This window comes from Aeromonas sp. S13(2024), assembly GCF_041402405.1.
GTDB classification, from domain to species: Bacteria; Pseudomonadota; Gammaproteobacteria; order Enterobacterales; family Aeromonadaceae; genus Aeromonas; species Aeromonas veronii.
The window spans coordinates 54,536-70,669 of sequence record NZ_JBGLRA010000015.1; the positions used below are offsets into that span (position 1 = coordinate 54,536).

18 protein-coding genes and 2 tRNA genes are annotated in these 16,134 nt (G+C 60.0%); 7 read left to right on the forward strand and 13 right to left on the reverse strand.

What is annotated here, in order from left to right; all coding sequences use genetic code 11:
* From ACB042_RS17200 to ACB042_RS17210, 3 genes are all read left to right on the forward strand, one after another.
* Nucleotides 1-86 (forward strand) — tRNA-Leu (locus ACB042_RS17200).
* 76 nt (nucleotides 87-162) lie between these two features.
* A tRNA-Pro gene (locus ACB042_RS17205) sits at nucleotides 163-239 on the forward strand.
* 179 nt (nucleotides 240-418) lie between these two features.
* The gene (locus ACB042_RS17210) at nucleotides 419-934 is read left to right on the forward strand and encodes a ricin-type beta-trefoil lectin domain protein (RefSeq protein ID WP_005339265.1); all 516 of its coding nucleotides are present in this window, start codon (nucleotides 419-421) and stop codon (nucleotides 932-934) included.
* A 34-nt stretch (nucleotides 935-968) separates the two neighbouring features.
* On the opposite strand, the gene ACB042_RS17215 is transcribed toward ACB042_RS17210, so the two are convergent.
* The 8 genes from ACB042_RS17215 to ACB042_RS17250 form a co-directional block, all read right to left on the reverse strand.
* Complete coding sequence (locus tag ACB042_RS17215) at nucleotides 969-1,784, reverse strand: Cof-type HAD-IIB family hydrolase (RefSeq protein ID WP_005339262.1); 816 nt, start codon at nucleotides 1,782-1,784, stop codon at nucleotides 969-971.
* An 89-nt stretch (nucleotides 1,785-1,873) separates the two neighbouring features.
* The gene (locus ACB042_RS17220; protein WP_371178789.1) at nucleotides 1,874-2,914 is read right to left on the reverse strand and encodes an alpha/beta fold hydrolase; all 1,041 of its coding nucleotides are present in this window, start codon (nucleotides 2,912-2,914) and stop codon (nucleotides 1,874-1,876) included.
* Nucleotides 2,911-3,573 (reverse strand): CatB-related O-acetyltransferase, encoded by a 663-nt coding sequence (locus ACB042_RS17225; protein ID WP_088868069.1) that lies wholly within the window; start codon nucleotides 3,571-3,573, stop codon nucleotides 2,911-2,913. The genes ACB042_RS17220 and ACB042_RS17225 overlap by 4 nt, the downstream gene beginning before the upstream one ends.
* Nucleotides 3,573-4,304 (reverse strand): tRNA (guanosine(18)-2'-O)-methyltransferase TrmH, encoded by a 732-nt coding sequence (trmH, locus tag ACB042_RS17230; protein ID WP_088868068.1) that lies wholly within the window; start codon nucleotides 4,302-4,304, stop codon nucleotides 3,573-3,575. The genes ACB042_RS17225 and trmH overlap by 1 nt, the downstream gene beginning before the upstream one ends.
* 44 nt (nucleotides 4,305-4,348) lie before the next feature.
* A complete protein-coding gene (gene spoT, locus ACB042_RS17235) occupies nucleotides 4,349-6,466 on the reverse strand; it encodes a bifunctional GTP diphosphokinase/guanosine-3',5'-bis pyrophosphate 3'-pyrophosphohydrolase (RefSeq protein ID WP_019446267.1) in 2,118 nt (705 codons plus the stop codon).
* A gap of 131 nt (nucleotides 6,467-6,597) precedes the next feature.
* A complete protein-coding gene (gene rpoZ / locus ACB042_RS17240) occupies nucleotides 6,598-6,873 on the reverse strand; it encodes a DNA-directed RNA polymerase subunit omega (RefSeq protein ID WP_005307060.1) in 276 nt (91 codons plus the stop codon).
* Between the two features lie 80 nt (nucleotides 6,874-6,953).
* On the reverse strand, nucleotides 6,954-7,580 hold the full coding sequence (gene gmk / locus ACB042_RS17245) for a guanylate kinase (RefSeq protein WP_371178790.1): 627 nt from the start codon (nucleotides 7,578-7,580) through the stop codon (nucleotides 6,954-6,956).
* A 300-nt stretch (nucleotides 7,581-7,880) separates the two neighbouring features.
* Nucleotides 7,881-8,936 carry a glycosyltransferase family 9 protein gene (locus ACB042_RS17250; RefSeq protein ID WP_371178791.1) on the reverse strand — a complete coding sequence of 352 codons (1,056 nt, stop codon included), beginning with the start codon at nucleotides 8,934-8,936 and terminating at the stop codon, nucleotides 7,881-7,883.
* A gap of 222 nt (nucleotides 8,937-9,158) precedes the next feature.
* On the opposite strand from ACB042_RS17250, the gene ACB042_RS17255 reads away from it, so the two are divergent.
* Complete coding sequence (locus tag ACB042_RS17255) at nucleotides 9,159-9,872, forward strand: 3-deoxy-D-manno-octulosonic acid kinase (RefSeq protein ID WP_058056567.1); 714 nt, start codon at nucleotides 9,159-9,161, stop codon at nucleotides 9,870-9,872.
* Nucleotides 9,873-9,942: 70 nt separating this feature from the next.
* A complete protein-coding gene (locus tag ACB042_RS17260) occupies nucleotides 9,943-10,806 on the forward strand; it encodes a sensor domain-containing diguanylate cyclase (protein WP_040069586.1) in 864 nt (287 codons plus the stop codon).
* Between the two features lie 6 nt (nucleotides 10,807-10,812).
* Here ACB042_RS17260 and ACB042_RS17265 read toward each other — a convergent pair whose 3' ends face one another.
* Nucleotides 10,813-11,667 carry a carboxylate/amino acid/amine transporter gene (locus ACB042_RS17265; protein ID WP_371178792.1) on the reverse strand — a complete coding sequence of 285 codons (855 nt, stop codon included), beginning with the start codon at nucleotides 11,665-11,667 and terminating at the stop codon, nucleotides 10,813-10,815.
* A 39-nt stretch (nucleotides 11,668-11,706) separates the two neighbouring features.
* Between ACB042_RS17265 and ACB042_RS17270 the strand changes: the two genes are divergently transcribed.
* Entirely contained in the window at nucleotides 11,707-12,168 is a 462-nt protein-coding gene (locus tag ACB042_RS17270; protein WP_371178793.1) for a DUF6314 family protein, read from the forward strand.
* A gap of 124 nt (nucleotides 12,169-12,292) precedes the next feature.
* Here the strand turns inward: ACB042_RS17270 and ACB042_RS17275 are convergent, their stop codons facing one another.
* On the reverse strand, nucleotides 12,293-12,454 hold the full coding sequence (locus tag ACB042_RS17275) for a hypothetical protein (protein WP_005339236.1): 162 nt from the start codon (nucleotides 12,452-12,454) through the stop codon (nucleotides 12,293-12,295).
* Complete coding sequence (locus ACB042_RS17280) at nucleotides 12,439-13,338, reverse strand: DMT family transporter (protein ID WP_005357113.1); 900 nt, start codon at nucleotides 13,336-13,338, stop codon at nucleotides 12,439-12,441. The genes ACB042_RS17275 and ACB042_RS17280 overlap by 16 nt, the downstream gene beginning before the upstream one ends.
* A 91-nt stretch (nucleotides 13,339-13,429) precedes the next feature.
* Here ACB042_RS17280 and ACB042_RS17285 point away from each other — a divergent pair, with 91 nt between their 5' ends.
* Nucleotides 13,430-14,389 carry a LysR substrate-binding domain-containing protein gene (locus ACB042_RS17285; RefSeq protein WP_371178794.1) on the forward strand — a complete coding sequence of 320 codons (960 nt, stop codon included), beginning with the start codon at nucleotides 13,430-13,432 and terminating at the stop codon, nucleotides 14,387-14,389.
* On the opposite strand, the gene trpS is transcribed toward ACB042_RS17285, so the two are convergent.
* A complete protein-coding gene (gene trpS, locus ACB042_RS17290; RefSeq protein WP_371178795.1) occupies nucleotides 14,368-15,381 on the reverse strand; it encodes a tryptophan--tRNA ligase in 1,014 nt (337 codons plus the stop codon). The two genes, ACB042_RS17285 and trpS, sit on opposite strands and share 22 nt — an antisense overlap.
* Before the next feature lie 192 nt (nucleotides 15,382-15,573).
* Nucleotides 15,574-16,011, reverse strand: a complete 438-nt coding sequence (locus ACB042_RS17295) for a universal stress protein (RefSeq protein ID WP_005339229.1) — start codon at nucleotides 16,009-16,011, stop codon at nucleotides 15,574-15,576.
* Nucleotides 16,012-16,134 lie beyond the last annotated feature (123 nt).

Genomic DNA, 16,134 nt, shown 5'->3' on the forward strand with positions numbered 1-16,134 from the left:
GCGAAGGTGGCGGAATTGGTAGACGCGCTAGCTTCAGGTGTTAGTGCCCCCCGGGTGTGAGGGTTCGAGTCCCTCTCTTCGCACCATACTTGCTGTATGACGAGGATGACCATCAGGTCGTCTTTGTTTTTTTGAAGTAAACTATTTTGAAAGAAATAGCCTCGGTGATTAGCGCAGTCCGGTAGCGCATCTGGTTTGGGACCAGAGGGTCAAAGGTTCGAATCCTTTATCACCGACCACATTTAGAAAAACCTCGCTTCGGCGGGGTTTTTTGCTTTCTGGCCTCCGCTGGGCCAGTACTCTCTCCCTGTTACGTCTGTTTACACTCTATTTGGGCAGCGCGCCCTGCCTTTCGGTTATGCTTCAGCCTCGAGTCACTGACAACCGGATGTCATCGGCCCATTTCAGGCATTTTTCCATGAATAACAAAATTTCCTTTGCTTGCTCTCCCGCCCTGCTGGCTGCCTTGCTGCTGGGTGGCTGTACCATCAAGCCGCCATCCACCGATGTGATGATGGGCTCCATTGCATCACAACCGCAGGAGGAGCGCTCTCTCTCCCCCTTGCTGACCAGCGGTGATTTTTGCGTTGCGGTGTCCCAACAGAAGGTGTTGGCACAACCTTGCAGCGGAAAAGACGATCAACTGTTCGAGTGGGATCTGGGTGAGTTGCGCCTGCAGGATCTCTGTTTGCAAGCCAAAAACGACAGCGAAGTGATGCTGGCACCCTGTGACGGTCAGGCGCAGTGGGAGTGGCAGAAAGACAGGCTGTTCAACAGCAAGGTCTCCCGCTGCCTCGATGTGGCTGGGAGACGCCATACCCCCGGCACGCCGCTGCGGCTGGCTGAATGCTACGGCGGAGCGAACCAGAGCTTCAGCTGGCAGCGGCCCAATCCCTGGCTGGAGACCCTGAAAAAACAAAGCCTCACATGGTGAGGCTTTGCTGAATCGGATGTCGGGATGAAGAGGATCAGGCGGCGCTGACGCTCTCCAGCTCGAACAGTTTCTCCAGATAGACGGCGACGCCATCTTCGTCAGAGGTGAGGGTCTGCTCATACTCCGGCAGCGCCATTTTCAGGCGATCATGGGCGTTGCCCATCACGATGCCGCGTCCCACCATGGTCAGCATCTCGAAGTCGTTCATGCCATCGCCGAAGGCGATCGCCTCCGACATGTCGAACCCGTTCTGCTCCAGCACGGCTCGCACAGCATTGCCCTTGTGTACCCCGGCGTGCATCACTTCGAGGCAGTCCGGCAGGGAGAAGGTGACGTTGAGCTGATCGCCATAGCGCTGGTTGAGGTGCGCCTCGATCTTCAGCAGCTTCTCGTGGTCGCCGATGTAGAACACCTTGTTGATCTGCTCTTTCGGTTCCTGTTTCAGGTCATCGACCAGGCGGTAGGTGAACCCTGACTCGTCGTGGAACTGCAGCAGCCAGGGCAGCTCTTCTTCCACCACCCAGTCATCACCCTGATAGACATTGAGGTGGATAGAGGGGTCGCGCTCCAGCGCAATCAGTTCGGCGGCAATCTCGGTCGGCAGCGGCTGGTTGAAAATCAGCTGGTCCTGTTTGTCATGGACCACGGCGCCATTGGAAGTAATGAGGTAGATGTCCATCCCCAGCGCATCGCGGAAGCTGCGTACGTCAACGTGATGACGGCCGGTGGCGACCACGAATTTCACACCTTGTTCTACCAGGCGGTGCAGGGTATCCCGGGTACGGGGAGAGATCTGGTGCTGCTTGTTGAGCAGAGTGCCATCGAGATCGGATACAACTACCTTGAACATCATTACCTCGGCATCGATTGAAAACAGGGGCAGTTTACCTTAGCCCGCACTGTCACCCCATTTATTTAGGGTTACAAAAAATAGCCAGCTCAGAAGCGGGCGAAAAAGTCGACCATCGCGGTCAGGGCGGGCTGGCGCTTGTCGTCGGATTCGATAAACAGCTCGTGCCAGGCCCCCTCGATGCGCAGTGGCTTGCCCCCTTCGCACTTGGCAATGGTGCAGAAGCGATCCTGCGCGGCATTGTCTACCACGCTGTCGTTGCCAGCTTGCAGCACCAGCAGCGGGGTTTTGATGGCGCCCGCATCGGCGATGGCGGCATCGGCACCGGTGATCCCCTGATAAATCCAGTGCGCGGTCGCGCCACCCAGCTTGATCTGCGGGTGCTGTTCGTAGATTTGGCGGAACGCCTGATAGCGGGACTGACTGTGAGTCAGCTCGTTGTCGGCAAAGCCGTGATCCTGATAGGCGCCCTGACCGGGGCCGTAGGGAGGCTCGCCAAGCCAGCCGCCGACCGTGCCTATGGTGCTCGCCAATCCCTTGGCCAGCCACTTGGGCAGACCGCCGAGATTGATGCCCAGCATAGGGGAGGAGAGTACGGCCGCCTTGATATCATCGGGCCAGCGCTCCAGATAGCGGGCCGAGATGGCACCGCCCATGGAGTGGGCCAGCAGGAACAGCTTGGCAGGCTGGTCCGCCATGATTATCTGGTCGTGAAACTGCTTCAGATCGAGCACATAATCGTCGAACTGGTCGACATATCCCTTCTGCGGGTCATCCAGCATCCGGTCGGACATCCCCTGACCGCGATGGTCGATGAGATAGAGGCTGTAGCCCTGACGCCAGAGATCCCACGCCAGCTCCTGATACTTGAGGTAGCTCTCGACCCGGCCATTGACGATGAGGATGGCGCGATCAACCTTCTCCTGCCGCAGCGCGGCATAGCGGATGGTCACCCCGTCCTTGCCCTTGAACTCCCCTTCAACCGCATGCTGGCGCCAGAAGTCGGGCAGGGTTTGCTGGTAGAGGCTGGGTACATCGGCTTCGCTGGTGAGTTGATAGGTATTGGTCACGGCAAGGGCTCCGGCAGAAAACAGGGTCAGGGCCAACAAGGAAAGAGAGAGGGGTTTCATCGGGCACACTCCTGTTGCCAATGGTGATAAAGGGCGGCGATATCCCCCGAGCAGAGTAGCGCCATGCAGGCTTGCAAGCGAGGCAGGGGCCAGTCCCACCACTGCATCTCTTGCAGCATGGCGATCTGCTCATCGCTGAAGCGGCGGCGGATCGGCTGGGCCGGGTTGCCGCCGACTATGGTGTAAGGGGCCACATCCTTGGTCACCACGGCGCGGGTGGCGATGATGGCGCCATCACCTATGGTGATGCCGGGCATGATCATCGCTTCCGAGCCGATCCAGACATCGTTGCCAATCCGGGTGTCTCCCTTGCGCAGAAAGCCGCTGCGGGCCCCTCCGCCAAAGGTGTCGGGGTTGAACGGGAAGGTGGAGACCCAATCCAGCCGGTGGCCCTGATTGCCCGCCAACATGAAGGTAGCGCCCGAGCCGATGGAGCAGAACTTGCCGATGATCAGCCGATCCACCTCGCCCCAGAGGCCGCTCTCCCAGGTGTCGCGGGTCGAGCCATCGCCGAGCAGGTAGCGGACGCAGTGATCCTCGAATGGCTTGCCGTGGTAGTAGCCGGAGTAGTAGCTGTAGTCGCCGGCCTCTATGTTCGGGTTGGTCAGGTGATCCTTGATGATTTGCGATTCCAGCCAGCTGCCAAAAGGGTTCTCCATCACTCCTCCTGCGGATCGTCCTGTTCGCTCTGCTGCGCCCACCCTTTGCGGGTCAGCTGCATCCGTTGCCACCACTCTTCGTCCGCCAGAATTTCACCGGTAGGGCCGAGCTGGGGGTAGGGCATCTCTTTCTCTTTGCAGAGCTGGGCATAGATAGGATAACCCCCCTCGAACAGGATGCTGTTCTGCTCCTCCAGCGTGAGCGGGCAGCCGCGTTGATAGCAGCCGGCCAGCTCGCGCTGGCGTTGTGCCTCGTAGAGGATGGCGGCGGCAGCCACCGAAACGTTGAGGGACTGCACCATGCCCACCATGGGGATGACGATATGGTGGTCGGCCAGCGCCAGCGCCTCTTCACCGATGCCGTGTTTCTCCTGACCCACCAGAATGGCGGTCGGTTTGGTGTAGTCGATGGCGCGAAAATCGACCGAGCTGTCTGAGAGGTGGGTCGCCAAGATCTGCATGCCGGAGGCTTTCAGCTCGGCAACGGCTGTGCCGATATCCGGGTGCAGTTTTACATCCACCCAGTTCTGGCTGCCGCGGGCGGTGCCTTTGCGTTTGTGGATCCAGGTTTTGGGCCAGACGGCGTGTACCCGGTGGATGCCGATGGCATCGGCGGTACGCACGATAGCGGCCAGATTGTGAGGTTTATGGACCTCTTCCATGCAGACGGTCAAATCGAGCTGACGCTGGGCCAGCATGTCGGTGATGCGCTTGAAGCGTTCGGGGGTCATGGCTTGTCTCTATAAAAGCAGCAGGCGGCTTGCGCCGCCTGTGTTCAGTTCTTCTGTCGGCTCACCTTGAGCACGTTGGGCATCACGCGGATCTTGCGCATGATGTTGGCCAGGTGGATGCGGCTCTTGGTGGTGATGAGCAGGCTGACCTGATAGACCCGGCCATCCTTCTCTTCGGTGCTGATGGCGTGAATGTTGGCGCCGGTGGCGGCAATCACGTTGGCCAGCTCGGCCAGCGCACCCTGATGGTTGACGATCTCGATGCTGATGCCGGTGCGGAACTCCTGTTCCTGCTCCTTGTCCACTTCCCACTGCACCGGCAGGTACTTGTCCGGCTCCTTGCTGTAGCCCTTGATGTTGCGGCAGGCTTCCTGGTGGATCACCAGACCCTTGCCCGGGCTGATGTGGGCGATGATGGCATCCCCCGGGATCGGACGGCAGCAGTTGGCGAAGGTGACCAGCATGCCGTCGGCACCCTTGATCGGCATCTTCTTGCTGCTGGACTTGGGTTGCTCTTCCGGCGGCAGTTCATCCCCCAGCATGCGGCGCGCCACCATGACACTCATGGCGTTGCCAAGGCCCACATCGGCCAGCAGCCCCTGCAGGTTCTCATGCTTGGTATCTGCCAGCACCTGCTTGATGCGCGGCTCGGGGATGTCTTCGATATTCTTGGCGCCCAGCGCATGGTTGAGCAGGCGTCGACCCAGCACCACCGACTCTTCGGTGCGCAGGTTCTTGAGGAACTGGCGGATCTTGGATCGTGCCTTGGTGGTCACCACGAAGTTGAGCCAGGCCGCGTTGGGGCGAGCGCCCGGCGCCGTGATGATCTCCACCGTCTGGCCCGAGTGCAGTGGGCTGCTGAGCGGGTAGGGGTGGCGGTCGACCCGCGAACCGACGCAGGCGTGGCCGATGTCGGTGTGCACCGTGTAGGCGAAGTCCACCGGCGTGGCGCCAGCGGGCAGCTCCATGATGCGTCCTTCCGGCGTGAACACGTAGATCTCGTCGGGGAAGAGGTCGGTTTTGACCCCTTCGATGAATTCAAAGGAGCTGCCGGCGCTCTGCTGCAATTCCAGCAGGCTCTGCATCCAGCGCTGGGCGCGGATCTGGGCAGTGGTGCCCGAGCTGTCGCCATCCTGCTTGTAGGCCCAGTGGGCGGCAACCCCTTTGTCGGCCATCTGATCCATGAACTCGGTGCGAATTTGCACCTCCACCGGCACTCCGTGCGGCCCCACCAGCGAGGTATGCAGCGACTGGTAGCCGTTGGTCTTGGGGATGGCGATGTAATCCTTGAAGCGGCCGGGGCGCGGCTTGTAGAGGCTGTGCATCTGCCCCAGCACCCGGTAACAGGTATCTATGTCCTTCACCTTGACACGAAAGGCGTAGATATCCATTACCTCATGAAATTGCAGCTCTTTTTTCTCCATCTTGTTGTAGATGGAGAACAGATTCTTCTCGCGGCCACTGACCTGATGTTCGATCCCCGCCTCTTTCAGGCGACCGCTGATTTCGCTCTGGATGGAGTCGATGATCTCGCGGCGATTGCCACGGGCGCGGCGCACCGATTCGCGCAGCACGCGGGATCGCATGGGATAGAGCGCCTCGAAACCCAGCTCTTCCAGCTCGTTCTTCATGGTGTGAATACCGAGGCGGTTGGCGATGGGGGCGAAGATTTCGAGGGTTTCCCGGGCGATGCGGCGGCGCTTGTCAGGGCGCAGCGAGCCTAGCGTGCGCATGTTGTGGGTGCGGTCGGCCAGCTTGATCAGAATGACCCGGATATCCTGGGTCATTGCCATCACCATCTTGCGGAAGTTCTCGGCCTGCGCCTCTTTGCGATCGCGAAACTTCAGCTTGTCGAGCTTGGAGACCCCGGCCACCAGTTCTGCAACCGCATTGCCGAATTGTTCGGCCAGATCGGCCTTGGTGACAGAGGTATCTTCGATGACGTCGTGCAGTACGGCGGCCATCAGGGTTTCATGATCGAGGCGCATGTCACCCAGGATTCGGGCAACGGCAACAGGGTGGGTGATATAGGGTTCGCCACTGGAACGCATCTGACCCTGGTGGGCATCACGGGCCACCACATAGGCTTGCTTGAGCTTCTCAACCTGCTCTGGCGGCAGGTAGGAACTGGCTATTTCTTTAAGGTTTTCAAATAAATACAAGACAGTCCCCGCAGCGGTGAAACGGCAATTCGTGGAATTGAGGGTATAGCCCTGAGTTTGCGAGGTTTTCGAGCGGTTGTAAATGGGGATGAACAGTCGGCACCCGGGCGGGTGCCAACCGGAGGAATAACTTAACCGCGGCCTTCGGCGATGGCAGCAACGGCAGCCAGCTCGGCGGCTTCCTGCTCTTGCTGTTCGTAGCGGTCCTGGGTGTCCATCACTTGATTGTTCACCAGACCCAGCTCGATCTCACGCAGGGCGATCACAGTCGGCTTGTCGTTCTCTTCGTCGACCAGGGGATCTTTGCCTTGTACCGCGATTTGACGGGCGCGGCGCGCGGCGACCAGCACCAGGTCAAAACGGTTACCAACCTGTTTTACAGCATCTTCTACAGTAACGCGTGCCATGCAGGACTCCAGTTATGTGGGCTTTCTGTGTTTAGAAAAGCGGTGTTTAAAAATGACGCAAAAGTTTACTCGTTTTTGGCTTATTCTGCCAGTAACTGTTGCAGCAAGTTTTTTTGAGCTTTTTGCTGGTGACGCATCTCCAGCCGTTGGCACTCAATAATGGACCTGAGCTGGAACAGCGCCTGCTCGAAGTCTTCATTGATAATGACATAGTCATACTCGTCGTAGTGCACCATTTCGGCAATGGCTTTCGCCATCCGGCCGGCAATCACTTCGGCGCTGTCCTGACCGCGCCCAATCAGGCGGCGTTCCAGCTCTTCGCGGCTGGGGGGCAGGATGAAAATGGATTTGGTCGGCATCTGCTTGCGGATCTGGCGAGCACCCTGCCAGTCGATGTCGAGGAATACGTCGATCCCCTTGGCCAGACAGGCTTCGATGGCGGCGCGGGAGGTGCCATAGTAGTTGCCGAACACTTCGGCCCACTCCAGAAAATCACCGCGCTCGATCAGCGCCTTGAACTCTTCCACCTGGACGAAGTGGTAGTGGACGCCGTGCTCTTCGCCCGGACGGGTGGCGCGAGTGGTGTGGGAAACCGACAGCTGCATCTTGCCCGCAGCGTTATGTTGGGTCAGCAAGGCATTGAGCAGACTGGATTTACCCGCGCCGCTCGGAGAAGAGATGATATAGAGAGTGCCTTGTTGCGCCATATTATTACCTTTAATCGAAACCGCTGTTTTGGTTGTAGCAGAGACCGCCGTCTTGTGCCCGAAAGGGAGACAGCCAAACGCAAAACGCGGAAAATTCTTGAGTCAGGAGGATGTAAAGGCGGTGAATTTTACCAGAATGCGGCGAATAAAAAAACGGCCGGAATCATATTCCAGCCGATCAAAGTATTCGTAGCTTGCTGCGGGAGCGTAACCCACATCAGCCTGCATTGTGCCTTTGGCTGAGGGCAGAGGCTATCAGGTTATCCCTGCCTGATGGCTCGGAATTCCCGAGGTGCTCTGTCAGTACGGCAGCTGGCGATCGGCGCAGAGCCGATCGAACGCGGCGATCACCTGCTCGCTGGTGATTTTTCGCATGGCCTCCGGGTCCTTGAGACGGGTGCGCCAGCTCAATTCGGCCAGCGGCTTGCCGGTCTCCTGCTCGACCAGCTCCTGATAGACGCTGACCACGTAGTCGCGGCACAGATAGGGGCCGGTGCGGGCCGGATTGTGGTGGGCATAGAGACCGATCACCGGAGTGCCCACTATGGTGGCCATATGGGTGGGGCCGGTATCGGGGGCCAGCACCAGACTCGCCTCACCAATCAGCGCCAGCAGCTGCTTGAGGTTGGTCTGCCCCACCAGATCGACCGGTTTGCTCTGGCTTAAGCGCTGGATCTCGGCAGCCAGATCCCGCTCCAGTTTGGCAGGCCCGCCACAGAGATAGACCTGAAAGCCCTTGTTGGCGGCGTGATCTGCCAGCGCGGCATAGCCTGCGGCCGTCCAGTTTTTGAATGCCTTGCTGGCGGCTGCGCAGATAAGCAGAGTCGGTTTGCCGCCAATCTTCTCCCTTGCCCACGCCTGATGATCGGCGCTGATGGGCAGTTGCCAGTCCGGGGTCAGATCCTTGATGCCGAGCTCTTTGGCGAAAGCGAGGAAACCGTCCAGCACATGGGGAGAGGCAGGCGAAGGCACCTTGTGGTTGGTGAACAGCCACTGGCCGTCGTTGGCCCGTTCCCGATCAAACCCGAGTTTGACCTTGGCGCTGATGCCGAGGGTGGCGATGCTGGCTCGCATCGCTGCCTGCAGGTGGAGCAGGGCATCGAATTTGCGCCCCTTGAGGGTATGCCAGAGATCGCGATAGCCGCGCCACCCCTTGCTCTTGTCGAAGGGGATTACTTCGACGCCGGGCAGATCAGCAAACAGGGTTGCCTCGATTTTACCGGTGATCCAGGTGATGCGGGTTTGTGGCCACTCCCGCTGGATGACGCGCACCAGCGCCAGTGCGTGGCAGCAATCCCCGATGGCGGAGAGCCGCAGGATGCAGATGGAGGAGGGGGGCGTTTGAAATAGCGGCATGTTGTGGCGCACGGCTGGCAAAAAGGGTGGATGGCATTATGCAAACTCCCCTCTGGATTGTAAAATTGCGCACAATCGTCAGCCAGGATAGGCCGGGCCCAGTGCCATGACCTGTTTCTGCACGTCGTTGATTAAAGGCCACTATTGCGGGCATGCCAGAGCGGCAGCCTCATCGCCAATTGAAAAATTGCGATCCATGACCCACCGAGCGGGATCTCCACGATGCGAGTACAGACCGAACACAACCAGATCTGCTGGTATGCCGAAGGGGCCTTTCGCGACCCCTCTCCCCAGTTATTCGATCCTGCCTGGTGGCAGAACAACCGTCAGGTGGTGGGAACCTCCATCGGACGGGGAGTGACCTGGTTCGTCAAGGATGAGTCCCGCCATCTGGTGCTGCGCCACTACTATCGTGGCGGCATGGTGGGCAAGGTGGTACGGGATCGTTTCTGGTTCGAAGGGGTCGAGTCGAGCCGCGCCATGGCCGAATACACCCTGCTGGCCAAGCTGTGCGAGCTGGGGCTGCCGGTGCCGCGTCCGTTTGGCGCCCGCATGGTCAAACAGGGCCCATTCTATCGTGCCGATATCCTGATCGAGCGAATTCGCGGTGCCAAGGATATGGTGGCGCTGCTCAAGCAGGGGCCGGTGGCGACCGAGGTGTGGCACAAGATAGGCCAGACGGTGCGCCAGCTGCACGATGCCGGGGTCTATCACGCCGATCTCAACAGCCACAACCTGCTGCTCGATAAAGAGGGCAAGGTGTGGGTGATCGATTTTGACAAGGGTGCGATCCGCTCCCCCGGCGAATGGCAGAAGGCCAATCTGGAACGCTTGCTCCGTTCATTCAATAAAGAGTCTCAACTGCATACCAGTTTCCACTTCGTACCGGAGAACTGGCAGGCCCTGATGAACGGGTATCAGGGAAAAGCGCTCTGACCCTGTTGCTCGGCGTGAACGCCAATGTTACTTATTGAGCAGGTATTCAGATCCTGTTTCGAGGCGCCCCATGGAAATGCTCAAGACACCTTTGGTCGATGTGACTGCCCGGCTTGATCCGGGTCTGCTGTCTGATGCCATGGCGCTGCTGGAGGCGGGGATCTGGAGCTGGTCAGCCCAACATGGACTGCAGCGTGATCCCTCCTGCCTGCGCCTGTTGGGATTGGGAGAGTGCTGGCCGGATGATCTCGGCTGGCTGGATCGGGTGCATCCCGACGATGTTGCCCGGCTGGAAGATGCCCTGCTCGCCTGCCAGAGCGGCCGCAGCAGCGGTCTGCGCCTCGAATACCGCATTCTGCATCATCACGGTCACTACATCCGGCTGGAAGAGCGGATGCGTCGCGATGAGCGGGGTTATCTGCTGGGGGTTGTCCGTCACCTCGATCCCGCTGCCGTGCTGGTGGAGGAGCGACATGGCACCGATCCGCTGACCGGTCTGGAGAGCCGTGGCCGTTTCGAGCAACTGCTGGAGGAGCGGCTGGCGACCGAGAGTGGCACTTTCAGTCTGCTGCAGTTTTCGGTCGATCACATGGCCAAAATCCAGCAATTGTTTGGCGAAGCGGCTTGCGACGCCATGCTGGCCAAGCTGGCGCGTATCGTGCGCCACGAGCTGCGGCGGGAAGATCCCTTCGCCCGCTGGGATGAAGACGGTTTTATCCTGATGCTCTCCCAGACCGAGCGGATGAGTGCGCTGGAGATCGCCGAGCGGCTGCGCCTCGAGATTGCCGATGCCAGCCTGCTGTCACAGCGGCCGGTCACCGTCAGCATCGGGCTGGTGCAGAGTCAGGCTGGCGAGCAGCTCGATCATCTGCTGGCCCGGCTGGCCAGCTGCCACAGTCAGGCCAGACGGGAGCACAACACCGTCGTCGGCTGAGTGTGGTCAGGGTTGGCCGCGCTTGTCACGCTGGCAGATCCAGAGCGAGGCCAGCATCAGCAGGCCGCCGATGGTCAGTCGGGTCAGGTCGGTATCCTTGCCCCAGAGCAGCAGATTGACCAGCAAGCCGGCCGGAATGAGCGCATTGTTCATAATGGCCAGCACCCCGCTGGTGACCAGCGTCGCCCCCTTGTTCCAGAGGAAGTAGCCGAGGCCGGAGGCACCCACCCCCAGCCAGAGCAGAATGCCCCACTGCAACCCTGACGTTGGGTATTGCGGCTTGCCCAGTAGCCACCAGGCGGGCAGTGCGATCACCAGCGCTCCCAGATAGAAGCAGCCGAACACCGCCAGTTGCGGCGGTTGCTCCGCCTCCCTTGCCAGCAGTACCTTGTAGCCCACTTGACCCAGGGCGAAACAGAGGTTGGCCCCCTGCACCACCAGAAATCCCAGCACATAACTTTCGGTCAGGCCGTCGAAACGGATGACGGCAGCCCCGATCACCGCCAGCAGGGCGCCCCACAGATAGGTGGGCTTGAAGCGCCCCTCCAGCAGATCGTGGAGCAGGGTGACGTAGATGGGGGTGAAGATGGTAAAGACCAGCACTTCCGGCACCGTCAGCAGCAGGAAGGAGTGGTAGTAGAAGAGATACATGATGCCGAGCTGGATGGCGCCCAGCGCCATCAGCTTGGCCACCAGATCGGGGCGCAGCCAGCGGCGGCGCAGGAAGGGGAGAAACACCAGACTGGCGAGGACGATGCGGGTCAGCACCGAGAAGTAGGCATCGACCTGACCAGCGAGGTAGACCCCGATCAGGCTGAAGGAGAATGACCAGAGCAGGGTGACCCCTATCAAGTAGTTCATGTGTTTGATTTATCGTCAGTTGTCAATTTTAAGGGGGCTATGATGGCCGAGATGGAAGCGGCAATCCAGCGTTTATGGGCGCGATTGCCACAGGTCGGAGCATTTTCCTTTACCGCCAGCAATAGCGAGGGGTCGGCGACCGACTGGAATGGTCGGGGCGAGGGGCGTGTGCAGGTGACCGATCATCAGGGGGGTTGGCTGTTTAACGAGCAGGGCCGTTACATCACGCCTCATGGCAGGGAGCTCGCCATGCACAACCGCTTCTGGTGGCAGCGCAGCGAACGGGGGATCCGTCTCTCACATCTGCGTTATGAAGCGCCGGTCGAACTGTTCGAGCTGCTGCCGCAGGGGGATGGCCGCTGGCTGACCGCCGAACCCCATCTGTGCGGGGCGGATCACTACAGCGCCGAGTTGACCGAGATCGACGGTGGTTTTCTGCTGAGCTGGCAGATCTCCGGGCCGCGCAAGAACGAGCGACTCAGCTATCGCTATCTGATCTGACGCCGGCTGGCAGGCATAAAAAAACCGGCGCAGAGCGCCGGTAGCGGGGGACAAATCGGAGGTTTTTTAAAACAGTCCCAAAAACAGGAGAGATAGACTCTCGTCACACATTCAGAGATGGACTTCAGGCATTCAGGGCATAGCTCAGCATGGCTTGCAGCTTGCTATCGAAGAACCAGGGCAGCAGTACCATCAGCAGGCCCAGGATCCCGGCCAGCCGTTGGCGATACTGCCAGCCGGCAATCAGTACCAGACCACCGCATAGTGTGGTCAGGATGCCTGACATAGGGAGACCTCGCGCTGCATGCGACGCTGTTGCGCCCACTGGTTCATGGCGACCGAGCCGAGGATTAGGGCCAGAGCAACACCTGTGGTGGGGTGGATCTGCTCGCCGAGGAACAGGGCACCCAGCATCACGCCGAACAGCGGCACCAGATAGTTGCTGAAGGAGGCGAATGTCGGGCCGGCCTTCTGGATCAGCGCCATGTAGAGGAAGTAGACCAGACCGGTACAGAGGGTACCCAGCACGGTGATCGCGCTCAGGGCCTGTGTGCTCGGCAGGGTCAGGCTGCCGAGGTCAACCATGAAGGGGGCGACCAGCAGCAACTGGATTGCCGAGGAGATCAGGATATTGCGGGCGACCACGACCGGATGGTCCTTGGCGAAGCGCTTGATCATCAGCAGGCCGATGGCGAAGCAGCTGGCACCCAGCAGGATGGCCATGGCACCGAGCAGACCGGCGTTCATGCCCTGGGAGAGTTTCGGCCAGAACAGGGTGAGTACACCGGCAAAGCCGATGATCACGGAAAGCAGACCGGTTTTGGTGATTCTTTCACCAGAAATAAACAGCGGTGCAGCCAGAATGGTCACAAACGGGATACAACCCATGACCACGGCGGCGATGGCGCTATCCACATACTGTTGGCCCCAGGCGACCATGATGAAGGGGATGGTGGCATCCAGCAGGGCGATCAGCATATAGGTGCGCCACGGGGTGTGCTCACTCTTGAGCCGCATGAACAGGCAGAGCAGACCCAGGGTCAGGCTGCCGCACAGGGCACGACCGGCAGCCACCAGAATGGGGGGCAACTCGGCAACGGCCTGGTGCATGAAAATGAATTGGGAACCCCACAGCAGGCCAATGGCCAGCAATAATAGATAGCTACGCATTTGAATCTCCGATGTATTAAGCCAGCGCATTCTAGGCAATCTGTTACTATGGTAAAAATGAATTGTTGGCATTTAACTATGGCTAATATCGATGAATAGCTCGCTCGCCCGTCTCGACCTCAACCTGCTCACCGTATTCGACATGCTGATGCAGGAGCGCAATGTCACCCGTGCCGCCGAACGGCTGCATCTCTCCCAATCCACCGTCAGTCACGCCTTGGGGCGGCTGCGGGTGGCGCTGGATGACCCGCTGTTCGTGATGAGTCGGCGCGAGATGATGCCGACCGAGCGGGCCAAGGCGCTGGCCGGGCCGGTTCGCCAGGCGCTGGCGATGCTGGAGCAGGGATTGCGGCAGGCCAAAGGGTTTGATCCCGCCACCGCGCGGCGGATTTTCCGTATCGCCACCCCGGGCTCGGTGGAGCATGGGTTGGTGCCGGTGCTGGTGGAGAGGCTCCATCGGCAGGCCCCTCACTGTCGGCTTGAGGTGTGCGAGCTGGCCGACAGCGACTACGAGCGGGAGTTGGAAAAGGGTGAGCTGGATCTGGTGATCGGTTTCGCCGGGGCGAATCACCTCTCACCCCGTTTGTGGCGGGAGGAGTGGTTCAACAACCCGCTGGTCTGCCTGTCGCCACTTGGCAGCGAGTTGCCCGATGTGCTGACTCCGGTCGAGCTGGTGAGCCGCCCCCACATCCACACCTCCAGCTGGGGTCACAGTCAGGCGATGGTGGAGCTCTGGCTGGCCCGCTTCGGGGTGGAGCGGGAGCTGGGCGTGCGGTTGCCGAGCTTTATGGCGGTGCCGCCGCTGATGGCGACCGGCCGCTATCTGGTGGTGGTGCCCGAGATGATCGGGCGCCACTTCTGCCGCTATTACCCGCTGCGGATGCATCAACTCGACCCCGCCATCCCCATCGTCTACCTGATGGCGGGGCACCCGCTCACCGCCCACGACGAGGCGATCGGCTGGTTCAAGAGCCTGCTGCACCAGCTGGTGTTCGACCTCTACGGCGACGATGCGCTCGGGACCCCCGCTCAGCGGATGCTGGCGAAGTAGTCGAGCCCCATGGAGCTTTTCACCTCCGCCAATACCTCATCGGTGATGATGCGAGCCTGCTCGGTGCCCTGATAGAGCAGTTCCAGCAGCATCTTCTTGTCGGCGATGGCCGCGGCCCGGCGCTCCCGCATCGGGGCGAGCAGGGTCTGCAGGCAGTCATTGAGCACCTGCTTGCAGCGCATGTCCCCCAGTCCACCGCGCCGGTAGTGGGCCTTCATCTCGGCGACCAGCGCCTTGTCGGGGTGGAAAGCATCCAGATAGGCGAACACCGTATTTCCCTCCACCTGACCCGGATCGCTCACCTTGAGGTGGTTGGGGTCGGTATACATGGCGAACACCGCCTGTTTGATCTCTTCCGCCGACATGCCGAGCTCTATGGTGTTGCCGAGAGACTTGGACATCTTGGCCTTGCCGTCGATGCCGGGCAGGCGGCCGGTGTCGCTCAGGATCGGCTGGCACTCGGTCAGCACCTCTTTGCCTACCAGAGAGTTGAAGCGGCGGACGATCTCGTTGGTCTGCTCCAGCATCGGCAGCTGATCTTCCCCGACCGGCACATGACTGGCGCGAAAGGCGGTGATGTCGGCGGCCTGACTCACCGGATAGACCAGAAATCCGGCCGGCAGCGTTCGTTCAAACCCTTTTTGCTGGATCTCCGCCTTGACGGTGGGATTGCGCTCCAGCCGGGCGACGCTGACCAGATTGAGGTAGTAGCAGGTGAGCTCGGCGAGGGCGGGCAGGGCGCTTTGCAGACAGAAGGTTGTCTTGGCTGGGTCGAGGCCGACCGCCAGATAGTCGGCCATCACCTCCAGCACGTTGTCGGTCACCTTGGCCGGATTGTGGCCGTTGTCGGTCAACGCCTGCAGATCGGCGATCATCACGAATTGACGGTAGTGGTGCTGGGCTTCGACGCGCTGGCGCAGGGAGCCGACATAGTGGCCGATGTGCAGTTTGCCGGTGGGACGATCGCCAGTCAGGATTACGGGGTTGTGCATGTCACTCTCTCCAGTTGGGTGAGCCGGGAGGCGACAAAGGGATAAAAACAGTTGACCGCCTCTCGGCGGTCACGGTGTTTTCTTTGGGAAATTTACAATAGAAACGTGGTGCCGCCTGTTTAGGAGCAGCACCACCAGTAGTTGTGATTGAATGCGGTCATGTTCATAGCAAATCAAACTACGCCGGTTTCATTACTTCTGCAAGGGGACGACCAGCAGATCGCAGGGCACCGTATTCATCAGCTGACGGGCGCTGGAGGTGAGCAGGCTCCAGAAGCTCTGGCGATGGCCGCACACCAGCAGGTCGATCTCGTACTCCTTGACCGCCTGATTGACTCGCTCGCTCAGATCGCCGCAGATCACCAGCTTCTTCTCGATGGGATAGTCCACCGAGGCCAGAAATGCCTCCAGCTTCTCTTTCGCTTCGGCGATCACCTGATCCTGCACGTTGTCGATGTCGATATCGATCATCTCGGTGTAGAGATCCTTGAGGTCCACATCGACATGGATAACCGACAGCTTGGCGCCGTTGGAACGGGCTCTGTCCACCGCCTTGTCGATCACCTTGCGGTTGTCTTCAGAGAGGTCGATCGCAGCCAGAATATGCTTGTAATAGGTTGTTCCACTCATGGGGGTTCTCCTTACCGATCCTTCAGCCCACTATACCAATCTCTGCTGAAACTAAAATGGTGCCTCAGGCACAGTTTTGGGATTTAAATGAGTTTAATGACGTGTGACACAGGGTCAGCCACT